The organism is Bifidobacterium sp. ESL1133, from assembly GCF_058107325.1.
Genome location: NZ_JBYLUI010000003.1, coordinates 143,512 through 164,903 on the forward strand (window position 1 = coordinate 143,512; position 21,392 = coordinate 164,903).

16 protein-coding genes and 1 tRNA gene are annotated in these 21,392 nt (G+C 58.4%); 5 read left to right on the forward strand and 12 right to left on the reverse strand.

Features of this window, described 5'->3' with window-relative positions; translation table 11 throughout:
• The first annotated feature begins 484 nt into the window (after window positions 1-484).
• Window positions 485-1,030, forward strand: a complete 546-nt coding sequence (locus tag AC3B5A_RS04165) for a hypothetical protein (protein ID WP_489799093.1) — start codon at window positions 485-487, stop codon at window positions 1,028-1,030.
• Here the strand turns inward: AC3B5A_RS04165 and clpB are convergent.
• The 5 genes from clpB to AC3B5A_RS04190 form a co-directional block, all read right to left on the reverse strand.
• The gene (gene clpB / locus AC3B5A_RS04170) at window positions 990-3,614 is read right to left on the reverse strand and encodes an ATP-dependent chaperone ClpB (protein WP_489760582.1); all 2,625 of its coding nucleotides are present in this window, start codon (window positions 3,612-3,614) and stop codon (window positions 990-992) included. The two genes, AC3B5A_RS04165 and clpB, sit on opposite strands and share 41 nt — an antisense overlap.
• Window positions 3,615-3,786: 172 nt before the next feature.
• Window positions 3,787-4,584 carry a fumarylacetoacetate hydrolase family protein gene (locus AC3B5A_RS04175; RefSeq protein WP_489760583.1) on the reverse strand — a complete coding sequence of 266 codons (798 nt, stop codon included), beginning with the start codon at window positions 4,582-4,584 and terminating at the stop codon, window positions 3,787-3,789.
• A gap of 45 nt (window positions 4,585-4,629) precedes the next feature.
• Window positions 4,630-5,475, reverse strand: a complete 846-nt coding sequence (locus tag AC3B5A_RS04180; RefSeq protein ID WP_489760587.1) for a YggS family pyridoxal phosphate-dependent enzyme — start codon at window positions 5,473-5,475, stop codon at window positions 4,630-4,632.
• 155 nt (window positions 5,476-5,630) lie between these two features.
• The gene (locus AC3B5A_RS04185; RefSeq protein ID WP_489799274.1) at window positions 5,631-6,695 is read right to left on the reverse strand and encodes a glutamyl-Q tRNA(Asp) synthetase; all 1,065 of its coding nucleotides are present in this window, start codon (window positions 6,693-6,695) and stop codon (window positions 5,631-5,633) included.
• A gap of 77 nt (window positions 6,696-6,772) precedes the next feature.
• Window positions 6,773-8,290, reverse strand: a complete 1,518-nt coding sequence (locus AC3B5A_RS04190) for a DUF3152 domain-containing protein (protein ID WP_489799095.1) — start codon at window positions 8,288-8,290, stop codon at window positions 6,773-6,775.
• Window positions 8,291-8,494: 204 nt separating this feature from the next.
• Here AC3B5A_RS04190 and AC3B5A_RS04195 point away from each other — a divergent pair.
• Window positions 8,495-8,571: transfer RNA gene (locus AC3B5A_RS04195), tRNA-Lys, on the forward strand.
• A gap of 117 nt (window positions 8,572-8,688) precedes the next feature.
• On the opposite strand, the gene AC3B5A_RS04200 is transcribed toward AC3B5A_RS04195, so the two are convergent.
• The 4 genes from AC3B5A_RS04200 to AC3B5A_RS04215 all read right to left on the reverse strand — a co-directional run bounded on the left by AC3B5A_RS04200 (window position 8,689) and on the right by AC3B5A_RS04215 (window position 18,186).
• On the reverse strand, window positions 8,689-14,022 hold the full coding sequence (locus tag AC3B5A_RS04200; RefSeq protein ID WP_489799097.1) for a CshA/CshB family fibrillar adhesin-related protein: 5,334 nt from the start codon (window positions 14,020-14,022) through the stop codon (window positions 8,689-8,691).
• 340 nt (window positions 14,023-14,362) lie between these two features.
• Complete coding sequence (locus AC3B5A_RS04205) at window positions 14,363-16,090, reverse strand: pyruvate oxidase (protein ID WP_489799099.1); 1,728 nt, start codon at window positions 16,088-16,090, stop codon at window positions 14,363-14,365.
• 198 nt (window positions 16,091-16,288) lie between these two features.
• Complete coding sequence (locus tag AC3B5A_RS04210) at window positions 16,289-16,615, reverse strand: carboxymuconolactone decarboxylase family protein (RefSeq protein ID WP_489799101.1); 327 nt, start codon at window positions 16,613-16,615, stop codon at window positions 16,289-16,291.
• A gap of 152 nt (window positions 16,616-16,767) precedes the next feature.
• Window positions 16,768-18,186, reverse strand: coding sequence for an MFS transporter (locus tag AC3B5A_RS04215; RefSeq protein WP_489799103.1), 1,419 nt, complete (start codon window positions 18,184-18,186; stop codon window positions 16,768-16,770).
• A gap of 341 nt (window positions 18,187-18,527) precedes the next feature.
• Here AC3B5A_RS04215 and amaP point away from each other — a divergent pair, with 341 nt between their 5' ends.
• From amaP to AC3B5A_RS04230, 3 genes are read left to right on the forward strand one after another with little or no spacing between them, the layout of a single operon-like run.
• Window positions 18,528-19,079 (forward strand): alkaline shock response membrane anchor protein AmaP, encoded by a 552-nt coding sequence (gene amaP, locus AC3B5A_RS04220; RefSeq protein ID WP_489799104.1) that lies wholly within the window; start codon window positions 18,528-18,530, stop codon window positions 19,077-19,079.
• 43 nt (window positions 19,080-19,122) lie between these two features.
• Complete coding sequence (locus AC3B5A_RS04225) at window positions 19,123-19,317, forward strand: DUF2273 domain-containing protein (RefSeq protein ID WP_489799106.1); 195 nt, start codon at window positions 19,123-19,125, stop codon at window positions 19,315-19,317.
• A gap of 9 nt (window positions 19,318-19,326) precedes the next feature.
• The gene (locus tag AC3B5A_RS04230) at window positions 19,327-19,725 is read left to right on the forward strand and encodes an Asp23/Gls24 family envelope stress response protein (RefSeq protein ID WP_489799107.1); all 399 of its coding nucleotides are present in this window, start codon (window positions 19,327-19,329) and stop codon (window positions 19,723-19,725) included.
• A 261-nt stretch (window positions 19,726-19,986) separates the two neighbouring features.
• Here the strand turns inward: AC3B5A_RS04230 and rplI are convergent, their stop codons facing one another.
• The 3 genes from rplI to AC3B5A_RS04245 form a co-directional block, all read right to left on the reverse strand.
• Window positions 19,987-20,433 carry a 50S ribosomal protein L9 gene (gene rplI / locus AC3B5A_RS04235; RefSeq protein ID WP_489799109.1) on the reverse strand — a complete coding sequence of 149 codons (447 nt, stop codon included), beginning with the start codon at window positions 20,431-20,433 and terminating at the stop codon, window positions 19,987-19,989.
• Between the two features lie 13 nt (window positions 20,434-20,446).
• The gene (gene rpsR / locus AC3B5A_RS04240; protein ID WP_489799111.1) at window positions 20,447-20,695 is read right to left on the reverse strand and encodes a 30S ribosomal protein S18; all 249 of its coding nucleotides are present in this window, start codon (window positions 20,693-20,695) and stop codon (window positions 20,447-20,449) included.
• A 75-nt stretch (window positions 20,696-20,770) separates the two neighbouring features.
• A complete protein-coding gene (locus tag AC3B5A_RS04245; protein ID WP_489799113.1) occupies window positions 20,771-21,382 on the reverse strand; it encodes a single-stranded DNA-binding protein in 612 nt (203 codons plus the stop codon).
• Between the last annotated feature and the right edge of the window lie 10 nt (window positions 21,383-21,392).

Consider the following 21,392-nt stretch of genomic DNA (forward strand, 5'->3'; position numbering starts at 1 on the left):
ACCTATTAAGTGAAGTGCAACACATGGACTTCTCAGGTGTTTCTGAGATGATAGGTGTAACAGAGGAGGACACGTGCACATCGACTTGTTTAGAGGAGGCCTGACACTGGTTCTTGCAGCACTGGTGACATGGCTTATTATATGGTTTTTCAGCTCTTCCAGAGCATCTGTCTCAGACACCTCCCAGCATTCGCAAAACCTTCGCTCGGCACCTGTCAGGAGCACAGATTCCAGCTCTGAAAAAGTAGACATTTCCGCACTCAACACACCAATAAAACAAACTCGTCGATTATTGGTTATCTCCGCAACGCTAACAGTGTTGACACTGATACTCGCAGCACTGGCACGATTTGCGCCAAACCTTCTCCCATCTTGGATTAGCAACTCTTGGGTACAAGCCATACTCATCACACCGGTTATGTTTTATTGCGGAGCCGCCGTGCATGGCAAAGGATGGCACTCACTCATTAACCGGACACCAAGCATGGAAGTGTTGATTTCTTTAGGCACCATTGCCTCATATGTTTACAGCCTGGCGTTTTGCGTTATGGCCGGCGTGCTGCCCGATAACTCACACCCCTATTTCGAAGTCACCGGTCTGATCATCACCTTGGCACTGCTCATCGAGCTACTGACCATGAACATCACACGCAACAAGCTGCAACACCAAGAACACAGCCAAGCATCTGCGCTGGCACGTACCCCCAGCGACTCCCCTACCGCAGCCGATAATGGTGCAGCCAGTCGGCAAGACACCGCCACAAGTTCTGATACTCGACCCAATGAATCATCAGTGAGTTCCCGACGGCTCACAAGAGCGAACCGTTTCATCCAAATTTTCGTTATCGCCAGCCTGGTGGTTTCGGTGTGGATGTTCGCAATAGCGTTGGTGGCAGGGCCTCAACCCCGCCTGGCCAACGCCATCATCCTCACCGTGAGCATACTTGCCCTTGGAGGTTTTCTGCTCGCCGTCTACTCGATTTGGGAACTCACTCGTCTTGAGCGAGCGGATCGGCCGGCATCACGGTAAGCTCCAGGTGCTCTCCACCGGTCTGATCAACCAACACCGTGTCACCGTCGTGCACCTGACCCGACAGCAGCATACGCGCCATCTGATCGCCTACCTCGCTCTGCACCAAACGACGCAGAGGACGGGCACCATACGCCGGGTCGTAACCCACGTTCGCCAACCATTCGCGTGCCGCATTCGTTACCGATAGCGAGATACGACGGTCGGTAAGACGAGATGCCACCTGCTTGACCTGAATGTCGACGATGCCGCCAAGCTCGTCACGCGTAAGCGGTTGGAACACGACCAACTCGTCGAGTCGGTTGATGAACTCCGGCTTGAAGTGCGCATGCACCGCATCCAGCACTGCGTTGCGTTTCGCCTCATCATCCAAATCTCCCTGCACCAGGAACTGCGAACCCAGGTTCGAGGTCATAATGAGGATGGTGTTCTTGAAGTCGACCGTGCGCCCTTGCCCATCGGTAAGACGCCCATCGTCGAGCACCTGCAAGAGGATGTCGAATACTTCAGGATGCGCTTTCTCAACCTCATCAAACAGCACCACGGAGTAGGGACGACGGCGTACAGCCTCGGTAAGTTGACCACCCTCGTCATAACCCACATAGCCGGGAGCCGCACCGATGAGGCGCGAAACCGAAGATTTCTCCATGTATTCGCTCATGTCAATGCGCACCATGGCTTTCTCATCATCAAAGAGGAAGTCCGCGAGCGCCTTTGCCAGCTCCGTCTTGCCCACACCCGTGGGGCCGAGGAAGAGGAAGGAGCCAGTGGGGCGGTCAGGGTCCGAGATGCCGGCTCGCGATCGGCGTACCGCATCAGACACAGCCTGAATGGCTTCTTTCTGACCGATGACGCGCTGCGAGAGGAAGTCTTCCATATGCAGCAGCTTCTCGTTCTCGCCTTGCATCAGTCGACCTACCGGGATGCCGGTCCATTCCGAGACAATGCCGGCCACTGAATCAGCATCCACATGGTCAGGCACCATAGGCTCGGTGGCCTGCCCTTGCCCGTTCTCTTCGTCCGCTGCCTGTTGCGCCAGATCGAGTTGCTTTTGCATCGCCGGAATCTCACCGTACAGAATGCGGCTGGCCTCCTCGAGGTTGCCTTCGCGCGTGAATTTGTCGGCCTCGACCCGTTTGGCATCCATTTGGGCACGCAAGTCGCCCACCTTGTTGTGGCCAGCCTTCTCCTCATCCCAGCGAGCCTTGAGACCGCTGAGTTTCTCACGGGTGTCGGCAATATCGGACTGCAACTTCTTCAAGCGCGCCTTGCTGGCAGGATCCTCGGCTTTCTTCAGCTGCATCTCCTCCATTTCCAGACGCGTCTCACGACGTTGCAGTTCGTCGATCTCCTCGGGCTGGCTGTCGAGCTCCATACGCAGGTGCGCGGCGGCCTCATCCACCAGATCGATGGCCTTGTCCGGCAGCTGGCGGCCGGAAATGTAACGGTTGGAGAGGGTGGCCGCAGCTACAAGAGCATCGTCGCCGATAGTCACCTTGTGATGAGCCTCGTAGCGTTGCTTGAGGCCGCGCAGTATGGCGATGCTGTCTTCCACGCTCGGCTCGCCCACGAACACTTGCTGGAAACGACGCTCCAACGCCGGATCCTTCTCGATGTTCTCACGATATTCATCCAGCGTGGTGGCACCGATCAAACGCAGTTCACCGCGCGCCAGCATAGGTTTGAGCATGTTGCCCGCATCCATGGAACCTTCAGCAGCACCGGCACCTACTATGGTATGAATCTCGTCGATGAAGGTAATGATCTGCCCGTTGGAGCTTTTAATCTCATTGAGCACGGACTTGAGACGCTCCTCAAATTCGCCCCGGTATTTTGAACCGGCCACCATCGAGCCCAGATCAAGACTGACAAGCCTCTTGTTCTGCAGGGTAGTCGGCACATCTCCAGCTACGATGCGCTGCGCCAGCCCTTCCACTACGGCGGTTTTACCTACACCGGGCTCACCGATCAACACCGGGTTGTTCTTGGTGCGGCGTGAGAGAATCTGAATAACTCGGCGAATCTCCTGGTCTCGCCCAATTACCGGGTCGAGTTTGCCGTCTTTGGCCTGGGCGGTCAAATCGGTGGAATACTTTTCAAGGGCTTTGTAGTTGCCTTCGGCGTCTGCGCTGGTGACTTTCGCGCCGCCACGCACTCCTGGTACCGCCTTGCGCAGCGACTTGGGAGTAACGCCGTGCGATTTGAGGATATCGGCCGCCTCGCTGGGAGTAGCTTCGGCAATACCGATGAGCAGGTGTTCGGTGGAGACATACTCGTCCCCCATCGCACTCATTTCCTCTTCCGCCTTGGAAAGCGCCGCCGTCATTTGCCGGCTGGCTTGCGGCTGTGACGTAGACGAGCCGCTGGCACTGGGCAGCTTGACGAGCGCGTTGCGAACGGCGGCACCGATCGCCTGACGATCACCGCCAGCCGCTTCAACCAATCCGGGGACCACACCATTATCTTGACGCAGCAGCGCGTCCAGCAGATGAAGCCCATCAATCTGCGGGTTGCCCGCAGCAGAAGCGCTTTGAATCGCATCACCAATCGCCTCTTGAGCCATAGTCGTAAAGTTCTGTTCCATCAACTCAACCTTTCATTCGGGACCGGCGCGACTATGCACGCCGGTTTCGTACTCATCTGTTTGATTCAACAGCACAGATGCCGCATCTATTCCCAAAGTTGAGCGAAGTAGACTCAAGTTTATATTCGGCTGCGTTCTCAGGCATAGCATTACGCGATGTTATACGGTGACGCTATGCGTCCTTGACCACCACGTTCCGCAGCGAACCGATACCATCCACACTCACCACCGCCTCATCGCGAGCGTTCAGCTGCCCGGCCGGATAAGGGGTGCCCGTCAGAATCACATCGCCCGGCAGCAGCGTAGTGAAGTTTGAGATCTCGGCGATCTGTTCGGGAATCGAATGAATCAGATTCGCCGTGGTACCACAGGCCTGCGGCACGTCTTCGCCATTGAGCGCAAACGAGATACGCGCATCCTTCCAATCCAGGTCGGTCTCAATCCACGGACCAAGCGGGCAGGAAGTATCGAAAGCCTTGGAACGCGTCCACATCGGATCCTCACCTTGCACATCATGCAGGGTCACATCGTTCACGCATGTGTAGCCCAGCACATAATCCATAGCGTGCGCCACCGGAACGTTCTTGGCAATACGTCCCATCACCACCGCCACTTCAGGCTCATAATACACGGCGCTCGAATAGGACGGCATCACAATCGGGTCGTCGGGACCGATCACCGAAGTACTCGGCTTCATAAAGATGACCATGGGATCAGCCTTCCCCGCTTTGACCCCAGCCTCGTCAGGCGCGTAGTTCTTCGCCAAACCATAGACCTTGGAAGGAATGACCGGGGAGAGCAGGCGAATACCATCACCATCCACCGGGTAACGCTCCCCGGTGGGACTCACCTGCTGGGCACCGAGCGGATAGCCGTCGAGCGCCACCAAATAATCCTTACCGTCCGACTCGTCGGTCTGAACGAAGGCATACTGCGGAACATCATGATACGAAAAGCGTGCGATTCTCATGCCACCAGTCTACGCCAAGCTCACCGCAAGCACGCACCCCCAGCTTCAGATGAAAGCACGTTCTCCGAAGATGGCGGTACCCACACGCACCATGGTGGATCCCTCAGCCACAGCGAGTGCCATATCGTTCGTCATACCCATGGAAAGCTCACGGCAGCCGGCGGTGCCTGGCTCGCCGCTTTCGAGAATGCGGTCGCGAACAGTACGCAAATGCGCGAAACCACTACGGATGAGCGTCTCATCGTCACTGTGGGCACCTATGGTCATCAGCCCTTGTAATTCCACGCCTTCAAGTGCGCCAATCTGAGCGGCCACACGTTCCGCCTCCTGCGGATCGCATCCGGATTTGCTGGACTCGCCGGACTCGTTGACTTCCAGCAGCACGCCCACACCTGCACCGCGAGCCACAGCCCGACGCGCGATTTTCTGCGCCTCGTCCAACGATTCCACCGATTCGACAACATCGACCCACGGCAGGACTTTACCTATCTTGTTCGATTGCAGTTGCCCGATGAGATGGAACGGGATATGGTCCATGCCTTCCCCGGCGCCCTCGCCACCATTGGTATCAGCAGCGTCTGCCCTAGCTGCCCCGAGGGTAAATCCGCGTTCGGCACATGCCGCCACCAGTCCCTCGGCCTTTGCCGTCACTTCCTGCGGACGGTTTTCTCCAATCATGCGTACGCCGGCATCGATGGCAGCCATAATCTCACCGACATCGCGTGTCTTGGTGGCCGCCAACAGCTGCACCTCTCCGGAACGGCGATCCGCAGCCGCTTCGGCTTCAGCGATTTGATCGAGCACACGATGCACCCCATCCGCAATCTGGCGAGATCGCGCCTCGTCAATACGCTCATTGGCCAAATCCTTGTGTTCCATATATGCCGTCATCATCTCTCCTCAATCGGTACCACTGCTCTACGCTAGCACGCGCACAACCGGAATTTCTCTGCACAGACATAACCGCTTGCCAGCAGCAGCCAACACAGGAGAGCAACCGTTCACAAGCCGTCAGTTCACAGATCCATCAATTCACAGAACCGCCTTCACACCGACAGCAAGGCACCAAGCTCGTCGGCAGGCAAACGAATGTCGGCATGACGACGTTGCAACGCATCCCAAGAGAACTGTGCGAGCGCCTCGCGAGCCGTCATGGGAACAGGTGCCGGCACAAGACCGAGCAGCCATGCACTGTAACCGACCACTTGCTCCGGGCGCACACCAGCATCTCGCAGTATGCCAAGATCAAGCGAGTTCTTGCGCTTTGCCAAACGCTCACCCTCAGCGCTATCAATCAATGGAAGGTGCGCATACGCAGGATGAATACACGATGGCATGGAACCGGCATCAATATCAGCATCCATGAATCCAGCGGCAAGCAATGCCTCACGAATCCATATCTGCAATGCCGAAGAGCGTAATAAGTCGCGCCCTCGCACCACTTCGTTCACACCCATCAGCACATCATCCACCACTACAGCCAGCTGATAGGCATACAGTCCATCAGAGCGGAGCACCACCGTATCGCCAACTTCTTGTCCCAAGTCAAAACGCTGCGCACCAAATACACGGTCATCAAAGCGCACCAGACCCTTTGGATCGCCGGCTGCCGGTACTGCAATACGCCAGGCATGCCGCTGGTTTTGAGCAATCCGCTCACGCACCTGACCAGGCATGCTCACCGTTGCACGACGGCACGTGCCCGGATAGATCAGGAATCGGTCCCCCTCCTGCGGTGCCGAAGCGGCACGAATATCCGCTCTCGAACAGAAACAGGGATATATCAGCGGCACCCGCTCACCTGCGGCAAGCAACGGTGCCCCTTCAAAAAGCGACCGCAGCGCCGATTCGTAAAGATCACCACGCTCGGACTGGTACACAGGAGCCCCATCCCAGTCCAGCCCCAGCCACGCCAAATCATCCATGATCCAACGGTCGGCATCCGCCACAGCACGCGGTTTATCAACATCCTCTATGCGCAGCAGTATGCGACCGGGTTCGCCGGTACTCACATCACGCTGGGAACGCGCGGAAAGCCAGGCTGCCAGCATCGCCACCACATTGCCCAGGTGCATGCGACCTGATGGCGTGGGCGCAAACCTACCCACCACAGCGGCATGGCCGTCAACATCACGCTGCGTGCCGTCCGCGTCCTTGCCACAGCGTTGAGGGGCAGCCCCGGCTCCCACTACCCTATCCACAGCTCAGAGTCCGTGGGCCACTCGTTGGGAGTGCAGCCCCTTAAGCTCATCGATTGCTCTTGCATGAGCGGAGCCGGCTGCCCATCGGCGGGACACGATGGCTCGTTATCGAGATGTCCCAGGCGGTGCCCCACCTCGTGATTGATGACCATGGTGCGATAACGGTCCATGGTGCCACCGGCTTCAAGCCAATGTTTGGTGCCATGCATCCAGCGCGTTTCATTGACGATGACATTGTTGCCTACGCGGCAGCTGTATTCCGCCGAGCAGTTGGGTGAGAACGTGGTCACCAAGTCACTCTGCACCAGGTTCAACGTCATATCGCAGTTGCCGGAATCTGTGCTGTACGTAAACACCGCACCGGCCCTAGGCCACCCTCGAGGATCGTTCAGCGTACGGAACGCTGTGTTCTCGAACTGCTCGACACTGCCAACATCGCCCTTGCTCGACACACAGTATGAGAACGTGCGCACCGGTTTGCCGCTCGCCTGAGCAGTTTCCTGAGCTTTCGCCACAATGGCTGCTCGTTCCTGCTCGTTCAACGCCGGGTACTCAGTGATATGTTCGCGCTGCCGAAGCTCATCGGCGGCTTTCTCCTCCTCTGATTTGGCGTGCTTATCACCGTGCGCTCCCGCGGCATCCGGCGCAGCTCCGTCCTCGTTCTTGTCACCGCCATCTGGGGCGATGGTAGTGCCGGAGGTCTTCGGCGCATGCGGTTCATGCGCTGTTCCACCTACTCCAAGCTGAGCCGCCATGGCATCGATGCTCGCCTGCCCCTGCCCGGTCGCCGCCCACAGTGCAACCGCGGCAACGGCCAATACCACCAATATCGCTATGCCGATCAGCCATCGGCGCAGTCGCTTGCGCGGTTTGGAGGTTTTCTGTTGAGCATTGTCTGCAGATGCATCCGCGCCTGCCCCCACACCGTCCGAAGCGGTCGTATCACCCTGTTTCGAGCCCGATTCGGGGACGTCATCGTTCTTAGACGCCACCCCTGCGCCGGAAGCAGACCCAGATAACGCACCGACCTTCAACGTCTCTTCTGCTGCGCGACGCACATTTTCCGCCGTCGCAGCCGGAGCCTGAGCTTCAGACTTGGTTGCTTTCACCTCGGCAGAGGGCTTACCGTTCTTGGAGTCTTTGCCAGGCTTATCAGCTTTTCCAGATTTCTCCGTTTTTTCAACTTTCTCAGCTTTTCCAGCTTTTCCAGCTTTTCCAGGCTTCTCAGCTATTCCCGCTTTCTCAGCTGTTCCCGCGCCGTTACCCTTTTCAGCACTGTCAGAATGTTCTGGCGCACCAGCTTGTCCAACCCGGCCGTTGTTCTTGGGAGCAACATCGTTCCCGGTCTTGCCAAGACTGTCAGCTTTCCCGGCAGATACGCTCTTATCCGCAGTACCGCCATCCGCGGCGACAGACTTCCTGCCCTTCGCCATCGCATTCTCCGGCGTTGCCAATGCATCGCCGTTCTGCTTGTTCTTGCGCGATCGTCTCTGCCTTTTCGACACTATGTTCCTCCCAGCGTACGTCACGCATGCAGCCCAAATTGATGTTGCTCATCATCGTATGGCAGGTTTATGACTTCACCACCAGCCCCACGCAATTCTCAGCTCACAGGGTCAATGTGTTACATCACAAGGCGCGACACACCGGTATTGCGTTTTTCGCAGATGCAGCGTATAGTATCCTCTTGGTTTCGCAAGATAACCAGCGCCCCTATAGCTCAGCTGGTTAGAGCAGCTGACTCTTAATCAGCGTGTCCGCGGTTCGAATCCGCGTGGGGGCACCAATAAGTGGCGTATCTGCAGGTTAGTGCAGATACGCCACTTTTGTCGTTTGCCGAGACTCATCCGTGCAGGCTAGGCGACTGTATCGTCAACCCAGCCTCCACATCATCTCACTGCGTTCAGTTGCCTGTGCCGAAACGCTTGCCGCGATGCGCCACAGCAAGAGCGCAACCAGCGACAGCCAACGCAGCTGCCAGAAGCGCTACCAGCGCAATGTCTGCACCAGTGTCGCTCAGACTGCTCCCGGAGCGAACCGCCTTGCCGGGATCCTGGTCTGCTCGCTTGGCGGCCGTTATCGGGCTGGCAGGCACATGTCCGAGAGTCGGAGACCCAGGTACCACGTGAGCGGGTACCGGATCCTTGCCATCTTGGAAGACGCCCATCTTCAACAGTCCGTCTTCCACAAGACCGACCTGAGGCACAAGCGTGAACTTCTGCAGTGCAGTCACCATATGCCCGAACGGAGCCTTCACCTCGCTGACCGTCCAGTCACCCCACGTCAGACCGGTGACTTTGAATACACCAGGCTTCGGGTCTTGGTCAAGGCCGGCGCAAACTTGCGTTGTGCAGTCCCCTACTTCGACCGTGCGGCCGTCCGGTGCGCCCAGCACCCATGTGGAACCGGCCAGCAAGGTTGTGCCATCCTTGTCGAAGCGAGACCATTCCAAGGTTCCGGGCTTGTCGGTGTTCTCGAAATCAACCAAGACCTTGTCACCGGACTGTACGTCGAACGTACCGTCAGCGCTGGGCTCGACAGGCTTGCCGCCACGCATCACCGTTACAGCAACATGCTGGTCATAACCGATGTTCAAGGTCTGCACCAGCCCCTTGAGCAGGTCGTCGGCACTGTACACACCTGGCGCAAGAGGCTCAGGCTTGTCGAGCGTTACCGCCTTGCCATCACGTGTTATCTGCGATCCATCAGCAGCTGGAGAACCACCAAACCGGTAGTCACGATTGCGATGCACCGTGATTCCGGCGGGGCGCGGTTGGGGAAGAGGAGCAGAATCCGGCGTGTAGGTGAAGGTGACCGCCAAGCTCTGCCCATTGGCCACAGCGACTCCTGCCTCGGTCGGCGTAATCGGGTTGCCGTCCAGCAGGTAGACCGCCTGCTTGGTATAACCCTCCACATCTGCACCGGAGACCACGTACCTTCCCGCAACAAGCTCACTCTCCTGCTGCCCATTGGCGAATCGATACTGACTGCCGTCAGGATACGTAACCTTGCGCGCGATGTCATCGGCCGTGGCCGAGCCACCAGGCTCGACCACGGTGGTAACCGTGAGCGAAGCCGGTTCATCGACGTTGGCAATGTCCACCTGCACATCGTGTCCAGCCGGCACTTCGAATGTCCCATCAGCACCAAGAGCAATGGGGTACCCGGTCGTCCGGTCGGTGATGGTGATGCTGTCTTGACGATAGCCCGCGTTGAGCAGCTGGCTCACCGAGTACACTCCAGAGGAAACGACCGTCGAGTGCGGCGAGTTGATCGGCACACTCACCGCCGAACCACCTGTTGCAACGCTCACCCGGGAGCCGGCGCCCGCATCGGTACCGCCGAACTGGTAGTGACCAGAGACGTTGACCGAAAGACGGGTCTGCTGCGCATAGGTGATGGTGGCCGTCACGTCCTGTCCGGATTGGATTGCCAGTCCCGCTTCGTCAACCGTGAGTACGGTACCGTCCGCGAGCGCATACTGGTAGGTCGGGTCAGCGTACCCTGCAGGTGCCGGAGCTCCGGTGACCTGGTAGGTTCCGGCAGGCACTTCCTGCCTCTCACCGTTGGTGAAGGTGTGAATGTACCCATTGGGACCGGTGACTGTGCGTGCCAGAGCGTTCGGGTCAGCATCCCCGCCCTGCACCACGGTGACCACCTTCAGGTGACCCGTCTGTACAGCGGGAGGCTGAGGGGTAGGATCATCGGTCTTGACGTACGTGACGAAGGCTTCCAGGTGTTGGCCTACGCCAACCGCCACACCACGGGCGCCGATTGCCGAAGCAGGCACGTCCACTCCGTCGAGTCGGTAGCTCACACTCTTCGTGTATCCCGGCACTTCCTGCCCGTCGGCCATATAGGTTCCGGCGTTCAGGTCGCTCCGAGTTTCACCGTTGGTGTACGCAGTCGTGCTGCCGTCGGGGTTCGTTACGGTTCGTTCCAGAGCAGCGGCATTGAGGGCACCGTCCTGAGGCACGAGGGTTGTGACCGTGACTTGCGCCGGCTGGTCGTTGTAGGTGAGCGTCGCGATGACGTGCGTACCGGCTGCCATGGCGGCTTGTGCCTGATCTGCGCTCAACGCATTGCCCGCTCCATCCGTGTAGGTGGTAACCGGGGTTGAATATCCGGCCTTGGTGGAGCCGGTAACCTTGTAGGACTTGCCTTCACTCACATTCGAGGTCTGCCCGTCACCGTACTGCACACTCGTACCATCACTGTCGGTCACAGTACGCGTAAAGTCGTCCGCGGTAGCGGTGCCACCATGGGTGTTGTTGACCACCGTCCTGACCGTCAGCTGCGGAGCAATGGCTTCGTATGGCACGGTGCATGTCACGTTTTCACCGTCGCGCACATTGACCTTGTTGGCGTTTGCCCCAGTCATGTCGAGCACCCAGCCTTGCGAGCGCTGATCCGAGGTGCATACGACGGGATCGGTGGCGCTGAGCTGGTACCCACTCGCCATGGTGCCGGGCGCCACGCTGGTGTATCCCGCAGGCACCGATTGCGCTTCGTTCAGCTGCGTGTATGCTATGGGATTGCCGTCGGGGTCTGTCGCCGAGGGAAGAAATGCCGTCTTGGCTGCGGTACCCTTCACATTCACGTCGAACTTAAGGCTGCCGACTTCACGAGTGTCCGTGAACACAAGCGCAGGCGCGTCGAGAGCGGTGTCTTTGATCTCGAACGTCGCCGGTTCAGTGTCGGCGTTGTACCCTTCAGGTGCGCTCTTCTCGGCGAGCTTGTACGCACCCCAAGCCAAGTTGGTGAGCTGGAACTGCCCTGCCGCCGGGTTCTTGTCGGCTCCGGCGCAGTCGTTCGCCGACGCAGCCACACAGTCGTTGATCTGCTGCGTGGTGCGCTGTGGGTCGGTGAGCATCCATATGGAGCCAGCCAGCAGTCGGCCGTCCGCACTGTCTTGCTTCGTCCATGCAACCGATCCGGGGTTGCCGGTGTAGGTCAGGGTGCAGTTGTATTCTTGCCCGTCCTCCATGGCGAGTTCGCCTTGCAGTGGGGTCATGGCTCCACCGTCTACGCTGCACGCGATGACCGGCTGTGAATAGCCGACCTGGGCACCACCGGCGATGGCATAGCTGCCCGCGCCCATCAGCTCCATGATGCCGTTGCTCATGTCGTTGGCGGCACCGCCGTTGGGAGTGACCGTACGGTTCACCGAAGTCGGATCGGGAAGAGCCGCACTGTAGTCGTTCTGGAACACCGTGCTCAACGTGAGCCGGGCATGCGTTGATTCGTCGGTAGGTGCCTTGGAGATGATGCATTGAACATTGGCGTCATCACCGGGCATGGTGACCGCACCGGTCGCCGAGTCCACCGGCACAGCAGGGGAATTCGGGCGGCTGATGTCGCGGCATTGCACAGCCGTGTTGTAGTCACTGTCCTGGCTTGCAGAGCCGGGGGTCAACTTCGCGCCGATGGTGTAGTCCGCTCCGGCTTGTACCGGGCTGTCGGAAATCAACGCTGTACTCGGAATGGTCTGGGCACCTCCTGACTCTCCTTCGGTTCTCGCCGTAGCCAAACTGTTGCCTTGACCGTCCTTCAGCGAAAGTTCGAACTGATCGCTCGGTTCCTTGCGGCCGCCTGTGGATGCAAAATCATTGCTCGGCAGGTTGGCCATCACGCTGATGACCGGAATTCGGACCGCCGCCTGATAGTCTTCGACTTCACCGGCTGGGGTGAAACCAGTCGGTTCCGGTGCACTGTTGGAGCTCGGTACCATCCTCACTCGTTCGAATGTGGGTTGTCCGCCATCGTCCCCTGCCACCGATCGTTTGACATCGTCCGGAACGGTCCAACGCAACGTCACGTTGCCGCCGGCCGGGCATGCCACGGTATCACTGGCATCGTCCGCGCCATCGAACGCACCACTGCGATTCCAGTCGATCCAACCGCGCACGTTACCCGTTCCAGCACACTTGACTTGTTGGCTGAACGTATGATTCGTCATGTTCGGAGCTACTTCAACCAGATTATGGCCATCGGTATCTTCACTGACCGCAACGCCGTCCTCGTCTCCGGGTGCCGGTTGAGCGGCACCGCTCTTGTCATCACCGTCGGCCCATTGACTGGCGCCGTTCGCGGTTTCGGAATCTTCACGGTCTCCCAGACGAGGTGTCGGTTCAGTCATGCCGGCCAGCAAGCCGGACTCATTGGCCACGTTGGTGCCTGGTTCCACACCGTCTTCGCGCGCCTTGGAGAGATTGTACCAACCTTCATCCTTCGCATCGGTGCTGGGGGTGATGTCTGCGCCGAGTTGACCGCCCTCCCAGTCAGGGCCGAACTGCGAGCTTGCGGTGCCGTAGCTTTGCGGAGCATCACCAAAGTCTATAGCCGGCATCACGCCCAGAGCAACGGCTGTGCGGCCGCCACCCTTGACACTCACTTCAGCGCTCTGCGAGTTCTCCAGGAACATGGCCGAAGCTGGCCCCTTGTTGCCGTAGCCGTCGTTGGCGCACTGCCCGCCATTGGACCTAAAGGTCATCGCACCGGTGCTTGCGTCAATGTTCGCCAAGGAACTCGTGTCGCAACCATCGGTACGGTAGCTGTCGAGCAGACGCCATGTAGGTGTCTTGCCAGCCGCGGTTCCTTCCGGCAGAGGACTGACACCGATGCTTTCCGTCTGATACCACAGCCAGTTGTTCGACTCTGCATCAGCGAACACGAGGCCTTCCAATGGCTGCTCCTGAGCGCTCTGCGGTACGGTCTCCCCCTCAAGCGTCGGCGCCCCTTGGGAGGAAATCACATATTCTTTGCAGCTGTAGTCAAAAATGGCGGTTCCGGCATCATCCCGGTTCGCCACACCAACAATGTTGTTCGCACCGATGTCATACATGGTACTGAACGCATCACCGTAAAACTCTCCGGTCCGATAGGTTTCCAGCGGGCTGCCAGGCTTGGCGGTAACAGAGCACTGCGTGGCGATCCACTGATCGTTGCCGGCGTCGTGCGGCGTTGACCATACGGTTTTCGTAGTGCCCGTTTCGATGGTCTGATCTGGCTGCGTTGCCCATTGCAACCAGTCAATGCTTTCTTTGTATCGGCCTTCCCCAGCTCCGGCTACAATCTTTGTCCCGCTTGCGGTGCGCGACGGTTCGGCAACTGCCACACCCACCGCTCCGGTCAAGCTCATCGCCACTGCTCCAGTCACAGCACTGAACCATGTCAGCACTCGCTTCATCAGCGGCTTCGTCGTTGAACTCCCTGACGTTCCATGCTTCCTGGACATATCTGCCTCCTCTGCTCCTGTACGGCGTTCATACCAACGCAGTAGGCACGGACGCGCACGGTGACACTTCCAGTATGCGCCCGAAGCAGCAAGAAATATGCGTTTATGCAGTAAATGGGCCACGCGCTAAACAACTTTTGGAACACAGGAAAACCGAGATACAATGGTGACTTGTGCGATGAGGCATGTACACACATCACCACCAGCTCCCGAACCCGACATGTGCCTCGCATACGCAAATGCCCCTCACACCCGTCGTTTCCGGTGATTCCACCGGAAACCGACAAATGCAAGGGGCACCGTCCAGATCAGCACACTGACCGGTCAGCCTTTGCAGACTTTACAGGAACTGACGCATGATCTCCTTGAGCGGGGGCAGCTGCGGAATCTTGAACTGCTCGCCGAAGTAGTCGAAACCGAACTTCATGTAGCCCTTGGCCTCGTCCCAAACAATCTTGCCCGGCAGCGGAGCCTCGTCGTCCGAAGCACAGTTGATGATGACCGGCTTGGTGGGGTTCTTGTACTTCTCGAACGCCTGCGCGAACTCCTCATCGTTGTGCACGTTCACGCCGATGCCGCCGCACGCCTCAGCAAACTTGGCGAAGTCGATGTCTGCCAGGTCGATGCCGTAGTTCTGCTGACCCACGGACTGCTGTTCGTACTCGATGAAGGCGAGCAGATGGTTGTTCAAGACCACCACCACAATCGGCAGCTCATACTTGACGGCGGTGACGAAGTCCTGCATCACCATGGCCATCGCGCCGTCGCCGCACACGGCGTACACCGGACGGTCGGGCATGTCGATCTTGGAAGCGATAGCACCAGGCAGAGCGCAGCCCATCGTGCCCAGCCAAGCCGAGATGATGTACTTCTGCGTAGCCTTGGCATCGATGAAACGGGCACCGAAGGAGGTGGAGGTGCCCACGTCAATGGACCACACGGCGTTGTCGGGAGCGATGTCGCTCATGGTGGAGAAGGCGCGCGAAGGCAGAACGCCCTTGTGCGACTTGTTCTTCACATCCTCCATCCACTTGCGCCACGTGCCCATGTTCTTACGGCAAGCCTTGAGCCAGCCAGTCTCCGCAATGGCTTCACCCTTGGCGTTGAGCTGTGAGAGCGCATCCTTGGCATCCGCCACCATGCCGACCTCGACCGCATGGCGCTTGCCGATACGCGTGGGTTCAAGCTCGATCTGGATGGCCGGAATGGACTTGTTGAGATACGGTGCGTACGGATAATCCGTGCCCACCAGCACCAGCAAATCCGCGTCGAACATGGCCTCGTAGGCAGGCTTGGTGCCCAACTTGCCAATCTGTCCCAATGCGTTCGGATGATTGTCATCGATGGTGCCCTTGGCAGGCATGGTCTGGATGAACGGCATGGAGTAGCGCTCCACGAACTCCTTGGCCTCGGCCTGCGCCCCCTTGGCACCCACGCCGAAGAAGGCGACCGGGTGCTTGGCGGCATGAATCATCTCCAAGGCCTTGTCCACGTCGGCAGGGTTGATGACCGGGTGAGCACGCTGGAACTTGTCGGCGGTAGGCTGGAAGGTATCTTCGATCTTGTGGTCCGGCACATCATCGGGGATGGTCAGCACGGCCACGCCCTGGTGCAGGTAGGCCATGCGGATGGCCTCATCCATCACGGCCGGCACGGTCTCGGGGCTGGTGACGAGCTTGTTGTACACAGCCACATCATCGAACAGCTTGGCGGTGTTGACTTCCTGGAAGTAGCCCGTATTGAGCAGGTGGGACTGAATCTCACCCAAAATGGCAACCACCGGCACGTGATCCATCTTCGCATCGTAGAGGCCGTTGAGCATGTGGATGGCACCCGGGCCGCCAATGGACAGGCACACGCCCACCTGTCCGGTCAGCTTGGCGTGGGAGGCGGCGGCGAGGGCCGCGACCTCCTCGTGACGCACCTGAGTGAACTTTACCTTGTCGCGCTCGCGGTACAGCGCCTCCACTGTGGTATCGACCGAGTCGCCGGGCAACCCGTACACGTTGTCGATGCCCCAGGCCTCCATGACCTGGACCAGCTTGTCTGCCGCGTTGATTTTCGCCATGTTGATCAACCTCGTCTCTTAGAAATCTTCGTTACTGAATCTCCTTCACCATATCATTTCGGTTCATGTTAAAATGGCTGTTTTCCGCCGTTTTTCCTTGCAGAATCTATGACTTTTATCACAAGTTTCCTTGTTCACACCCGCGTGCACGAAACGCTTGCGCCACTCGGCACAGCACAACCCCACCCGAGGCACACGCTATTCGTCGAGCTCCCAGATGCCCTTGGCGCGATTGAATGCCGACCATGCTTTGGGCCAGCCCACATAGAACGCAAGATGCGTGATCATCTCAGCGATTTCAGATTGTGTAATGCCATTGGCTTTGCCTATGGTAAGGTGCGCGTCAAGCTGCTCGGTGGCACCCATCGCGATAATTGCCGAAATAGTGATCATCGAACGGTCATGCGCCGACAGCTCATCCTCACGACTCCATACCTCGCCGAACAACACATCATCGTTCAACTGTGCGAATTGCGGGGCAAAGTCTCCCAATTGCTCTCGTCCCGCGGTTTGCTTCTTAGCCATCAATGCTCCTTTGGTAACCGTGCCGCGCCCATGCGCAGCACATCACCTGCAGCTTACGCCTTCAACCCGGCTTCAAGTCAAGCCGTTACAGTCTGTCGGCAAGCACACCGCACCATGAACCATCTCAGGCATACCGGCACGCCTATGCTCAGCTACGCATCCACCGGTTGCATGGCGACCTCAGGGGCTTTCCGCACCTTAATGGAAACCAGCGTGAGCACCAAAGCCAGCGCCGAGAGCACAATGAGCAGCAGGAACGCGTGCTCGGCACCGGCAGCCGCAGCGGCCTGCGGATGTGCAGGCATGTGCAGTTCGCTCACCGAAAGCGACATGGACAGCACCGTGGTGCCCAACGACCCAGCGTATTGTTGCAGCACGTTGAACAGCGAGTTGAAGTCAGTCTGGCGCTTGCCCTCAACAAACTTGCTGGCATCCGACATGGTGTTGCCGTAGCCGAAGTTGAAACCGAATCGCAGGAACATATACAACCCGGCGAGCAGCAGTACCGTGGATTTGCCCGTGAGCGCGAAAAGCGTAGTGGCACCGATCAGCAGCGACACGTTGGATATGACGAGCACAAGAGCCGGCCCACGGCGGTCATACAGCTTGCCGACCAGCGGAGCGACCACGGCACCAAGCAGGGAACCCGGCAGCAACAGCAGGCCAGCGGTGAGCGAGTTGATTCCCAGGAACGTCTCCGCAAAGACCGGCAGCAGGAACGAGCTTCCGATGTTGATGAACTGGAGAATGAAATAGTTCGTTCCACGCAACGCGATGATGGGTTGATTAAGCAACCGTACGTCGAGCAGCGGCGACTTGGATCGCAGGCAACGCCACAAGAAGAGCGCGAGCGCCACTACAGCCACGGCGATAGCCAGACCGACGCGAGACGACCATCCTCCTGCCTGGCTGATTTGGTCGAAGATCTGTGTGATGCCCAGCAGCGTGAAGCACAACAGCACCAAGCCGATGCCGTCGAAGGATTTGTCGGTGCCGCTGGCTTTCAGACGCAGGCCAAGCTCACCGAGCACCCAGGCGATAAGCAGCAGTGGCAGCACGGCCACAAAGATGACCCTCCACGAGAAGTAGTGGTTGATCAGTCCACCGTATGTGGGCCCGAGCGCCGGGGCGAACGAGGTGACCATGTTGGCCAGGCCCATGTAGGTACCGCGACGACTGATGGGGATAAGGGAGAGGATGACGTGAATGAGCAACGGCGTGGAGATGCCCGTGGCCATGGCTTGCAGGAGCCGACCGACGAGCAATACCCAATAGTTGCCGGGGATCAGGCACATGGCCGTGCCGGTGATGGCGATGATGATCGCGACACGGAACAGGGGGCGTGCATCGAAACGTTTGAGCAGGAACGCCGAGGTGCTCATCACCAGCGTCACCATGAGCAGATACCCGGAGGTGAGCAGTTGGATGGTAGAGAGCGGCAGACCGAATTCGCGCGTCATGGTAGGGAATGTGACGTTGAGCGAGGTTTCGGTGAGGATGCCTATGAACGAGAGCAGCGCCGAAGCGGCGATGGACAGCTTGGTGCCGGTGGGCACACGTTCTTCTTGCACGGATGTTCCTTTGAAAAGTTGTATGAGACCAAGCTTGCATAAGCCGGCCTTTATGTAGTTTAGTAGCGGGTCGGAATTCGTTTGGTATGACGGTTCAGACATCTACATGCATCAAACGTCACGCACCGCATACAAAAACGCGGCAGTTACATAAACACGACATTACATCGCATGATGCCACAGCAGTGAACCAATTCCGACAGTGCACAACCTTACCTATTCTATCCTTATTCACACGTTTATGCACGTTTCATTGCTGCCGGCAAAGAACTCTACAAAGCCGTCCCAAACCTCCTACCGTAGGAACCAAGAGGTTTCCATCGCAATGTGAAGGAGGCGACATGAAACACGGTAGCAAATTACTCATCGGTTGGATTGCGGTCATTCAGCTGCTGCTCTCCCTGTTTTTCGCGGCAACCATGCTGCTGGCCTCATGGTCACCAGCCGATGCCGTAACAACATGGTTAGGCAGTGAAGCCGGCCAATGGTTCACTCTGGCATCCTGTGCTTACTGTGCACTGGTGGCGCTGTGCACGTGGTTGATCATCCTCTTTGTACCTACCACTACAAAGACCTTGACGCTTACGCAAGATCGCAGCCACAAGCTCACCATCAGCAAGAAAGGCGTAGAACACAGCCTCACGGCCATGCTCTCTCGCGAGTACCCGCAGCTAGCCAACGCCGAATCGTCAGTCAAGCTTCGCCGCCGCAAGCAGGACGCAATCATCACCATCAGCGCCACAGTGGTCGAGCCGGTCGATATGACGACTTTGGGGCAGCGTATCAGCGCAGACGCCGAACATAATCTCGGTACCATCCTCGGTATCTCCGTACGCAAAGTCAAGGTGAGACTGAGGCCATACCAACCCGGTGAAACCATTGACGTGACCTAACGGCCATACACATCCACCATCAATCACCAAAGGAGGCAAAGCAATGAACACTACAACATTCGGTGCGCTGCTGGGGTTCCTCATCAGCGTGGTGTGGCTGACCGTAGGGTTCCTGCCCATGCTCATCGTCCTCGTGGCCACTCTGATCGGAGCCGCGCTAGGGCATTGGCTTACCAGTAAAGGGCTGGGCTCACCCAAACGCCTGGCCACCGCAATTTTGAACAAAATAGCAAATTAGGAGGATACCATGACCACCAATAACGAAACCACTCAAGAAGTACAAGGCAAACTTACCTTCGACGACGATGTCATCCGTAAAATCGTCGGCATCACCGCACAGCAGATTGACGGTATCATCTCGCTCAACGGCAGCGCGCTCAACGAGTTGGCAGATGCCGTGACCAGCGGCGACGATCCGAAGAAGGGCATCAGCGCCAACGTGGGCGAGGAGCAGGTGTCGCTCAAGATGAACGCCACCATCCGCTACGGCACCGATGCCAATGCGCTCTTCAAGGAAGTAACGCACAAGTGCAGCCAGGCACTCAAGCAGATGACCGGACTGAACTTAGTACAGCTGGAGATGAACGTCGACGACGTGAAGACCAAGGAGGAGATTGAAGCCAAGGAAGCTAAAGACAAGGACTAGTGCAAGCAGCGCGGCAGAGGGGTTGAAACTCCTAAGCCATGCGCCGGGCGAGAGCCATCGTGCGCATGTGTTCCAGCACCTACACCAGCCGCGCTCGGCAGGGTTCGGTTCCATGCGTCTTGAATCCGCGCAAGGAACCGAACCCTGTGCTATGTGTACGAGATGACGATATACAAAGAGGGCCACCACCTCATAGGTGATGACCCTCCCAGCGTTATTCAGCGTTTACGCTGACCCGCTATCCTGCGCTATAGCACAGCACTACTCAGCGATGACGCGCACCGTGAAGGATGCGCTGATCTCCGGGTGCAGAGCCACAGTGGCAGCGAAGTCACCCGTGGTCTTGATGGCGTCGACCGTGATGCGCTTGGGGTCAACCGCAGCCTTGCCTTCCAGCGCAGTAGCGATATCAACCGCCGACACACCACCGAAGAGCTTGCCGGAATCGGAGACCTTCGCGGAGATTTCCACGACGGAACCTTCAATGGCGGCCTTGGCTGCCACGGCGTCTTCACGGGTGGCTACGGCCTTGGCCAGACGAGCGCGCTTCAGCGACTCAATCTGAGCTGCCGCGCCCTTGCTGTAGGCGAAGCCCAGGCCTTGCGGAACGAGGTAGTTGCGAGCGTAGCCCGACTTGACCTCGACCACGTCACCGCTCTGGCCGAGGCCGGGAACGGACTTGGTAAGAATGATCTTTGTTTCAGCCATGATTATTCTCCCCTCAGCGACCGTTGCTGGAGTAGGGCAGCAAAGCCATCTCTCGCGCATTCTTGATGGCGAGAGCGATCTTGCGCTGCTCCTGAACGGTGACACCGGTGATGCGGCGGGAACGAATCTTGCCGCGATCCGAGATGAACTTACGCAGCAATGCCACGTCCTTGTAGTCGATCTCAGTGATCTTGGCAGCCTTCAGCGGGTTCGGCTTCTTCTTGAATGGTTTGACCGGTGGTTGCGGCCTCTTGCGTGACATTTCGATGTTCTCCTTTAATACGCGTTATACGATTGGTACTGCATGCGCGGCCTAGTGCGGGCGGCGCTTACTGGCTCAGAATTCAGGCTCGTCACCATCTCCGCCGAAGTCGGCACTCCCCCCGAAGGACGAGAAACCGTCGCCGGACGACGTGGAGGAACCCCACGGATCGGCCGCCGGAGCGGACTGTTGCGGAGCCTGGGAAGCGCCACCTTGGTAGCCTGCGCCGCCGGAATATCCTGCCCCGCCTTGGTAACCCCCATTGGAGTTGCCGCCGGAGTAGTTGTTTCCGCCGCCGTTGCCGCCTTGGAAGCCGCCGCCCTGTGCCTGACGCTGCACCTGGGCAGTGGCATAGCGGAGCGAGGGACCGATCTCATCGACCGTCATCTCCACCACCGTGCGGTTGGTGCCGTCATTAGCCTGGTAAGAACGCTGTTGCAGCCGACCGGTAGCAATGACTCGCATGCCTTTGGTCAAACTGGAAGCGCAGTGGTCAGCCAAGTCCCGCCACGCCGAGCAGCGCATGAACAGCGCGTTGCCGTCCTCCCACTGGTTGGAATTGCGGTTAAAGCTTCTTGGCGTCGACGCAATCGTGAAGCTCGCCACGGAAGAGCCGCTGCCAATGGTGCGCAGCTCCGGATCCGCAGTCAGGTTTCCGATAATCGTTATGGTCGTTTCCCCTGCCACAGCGTACCTC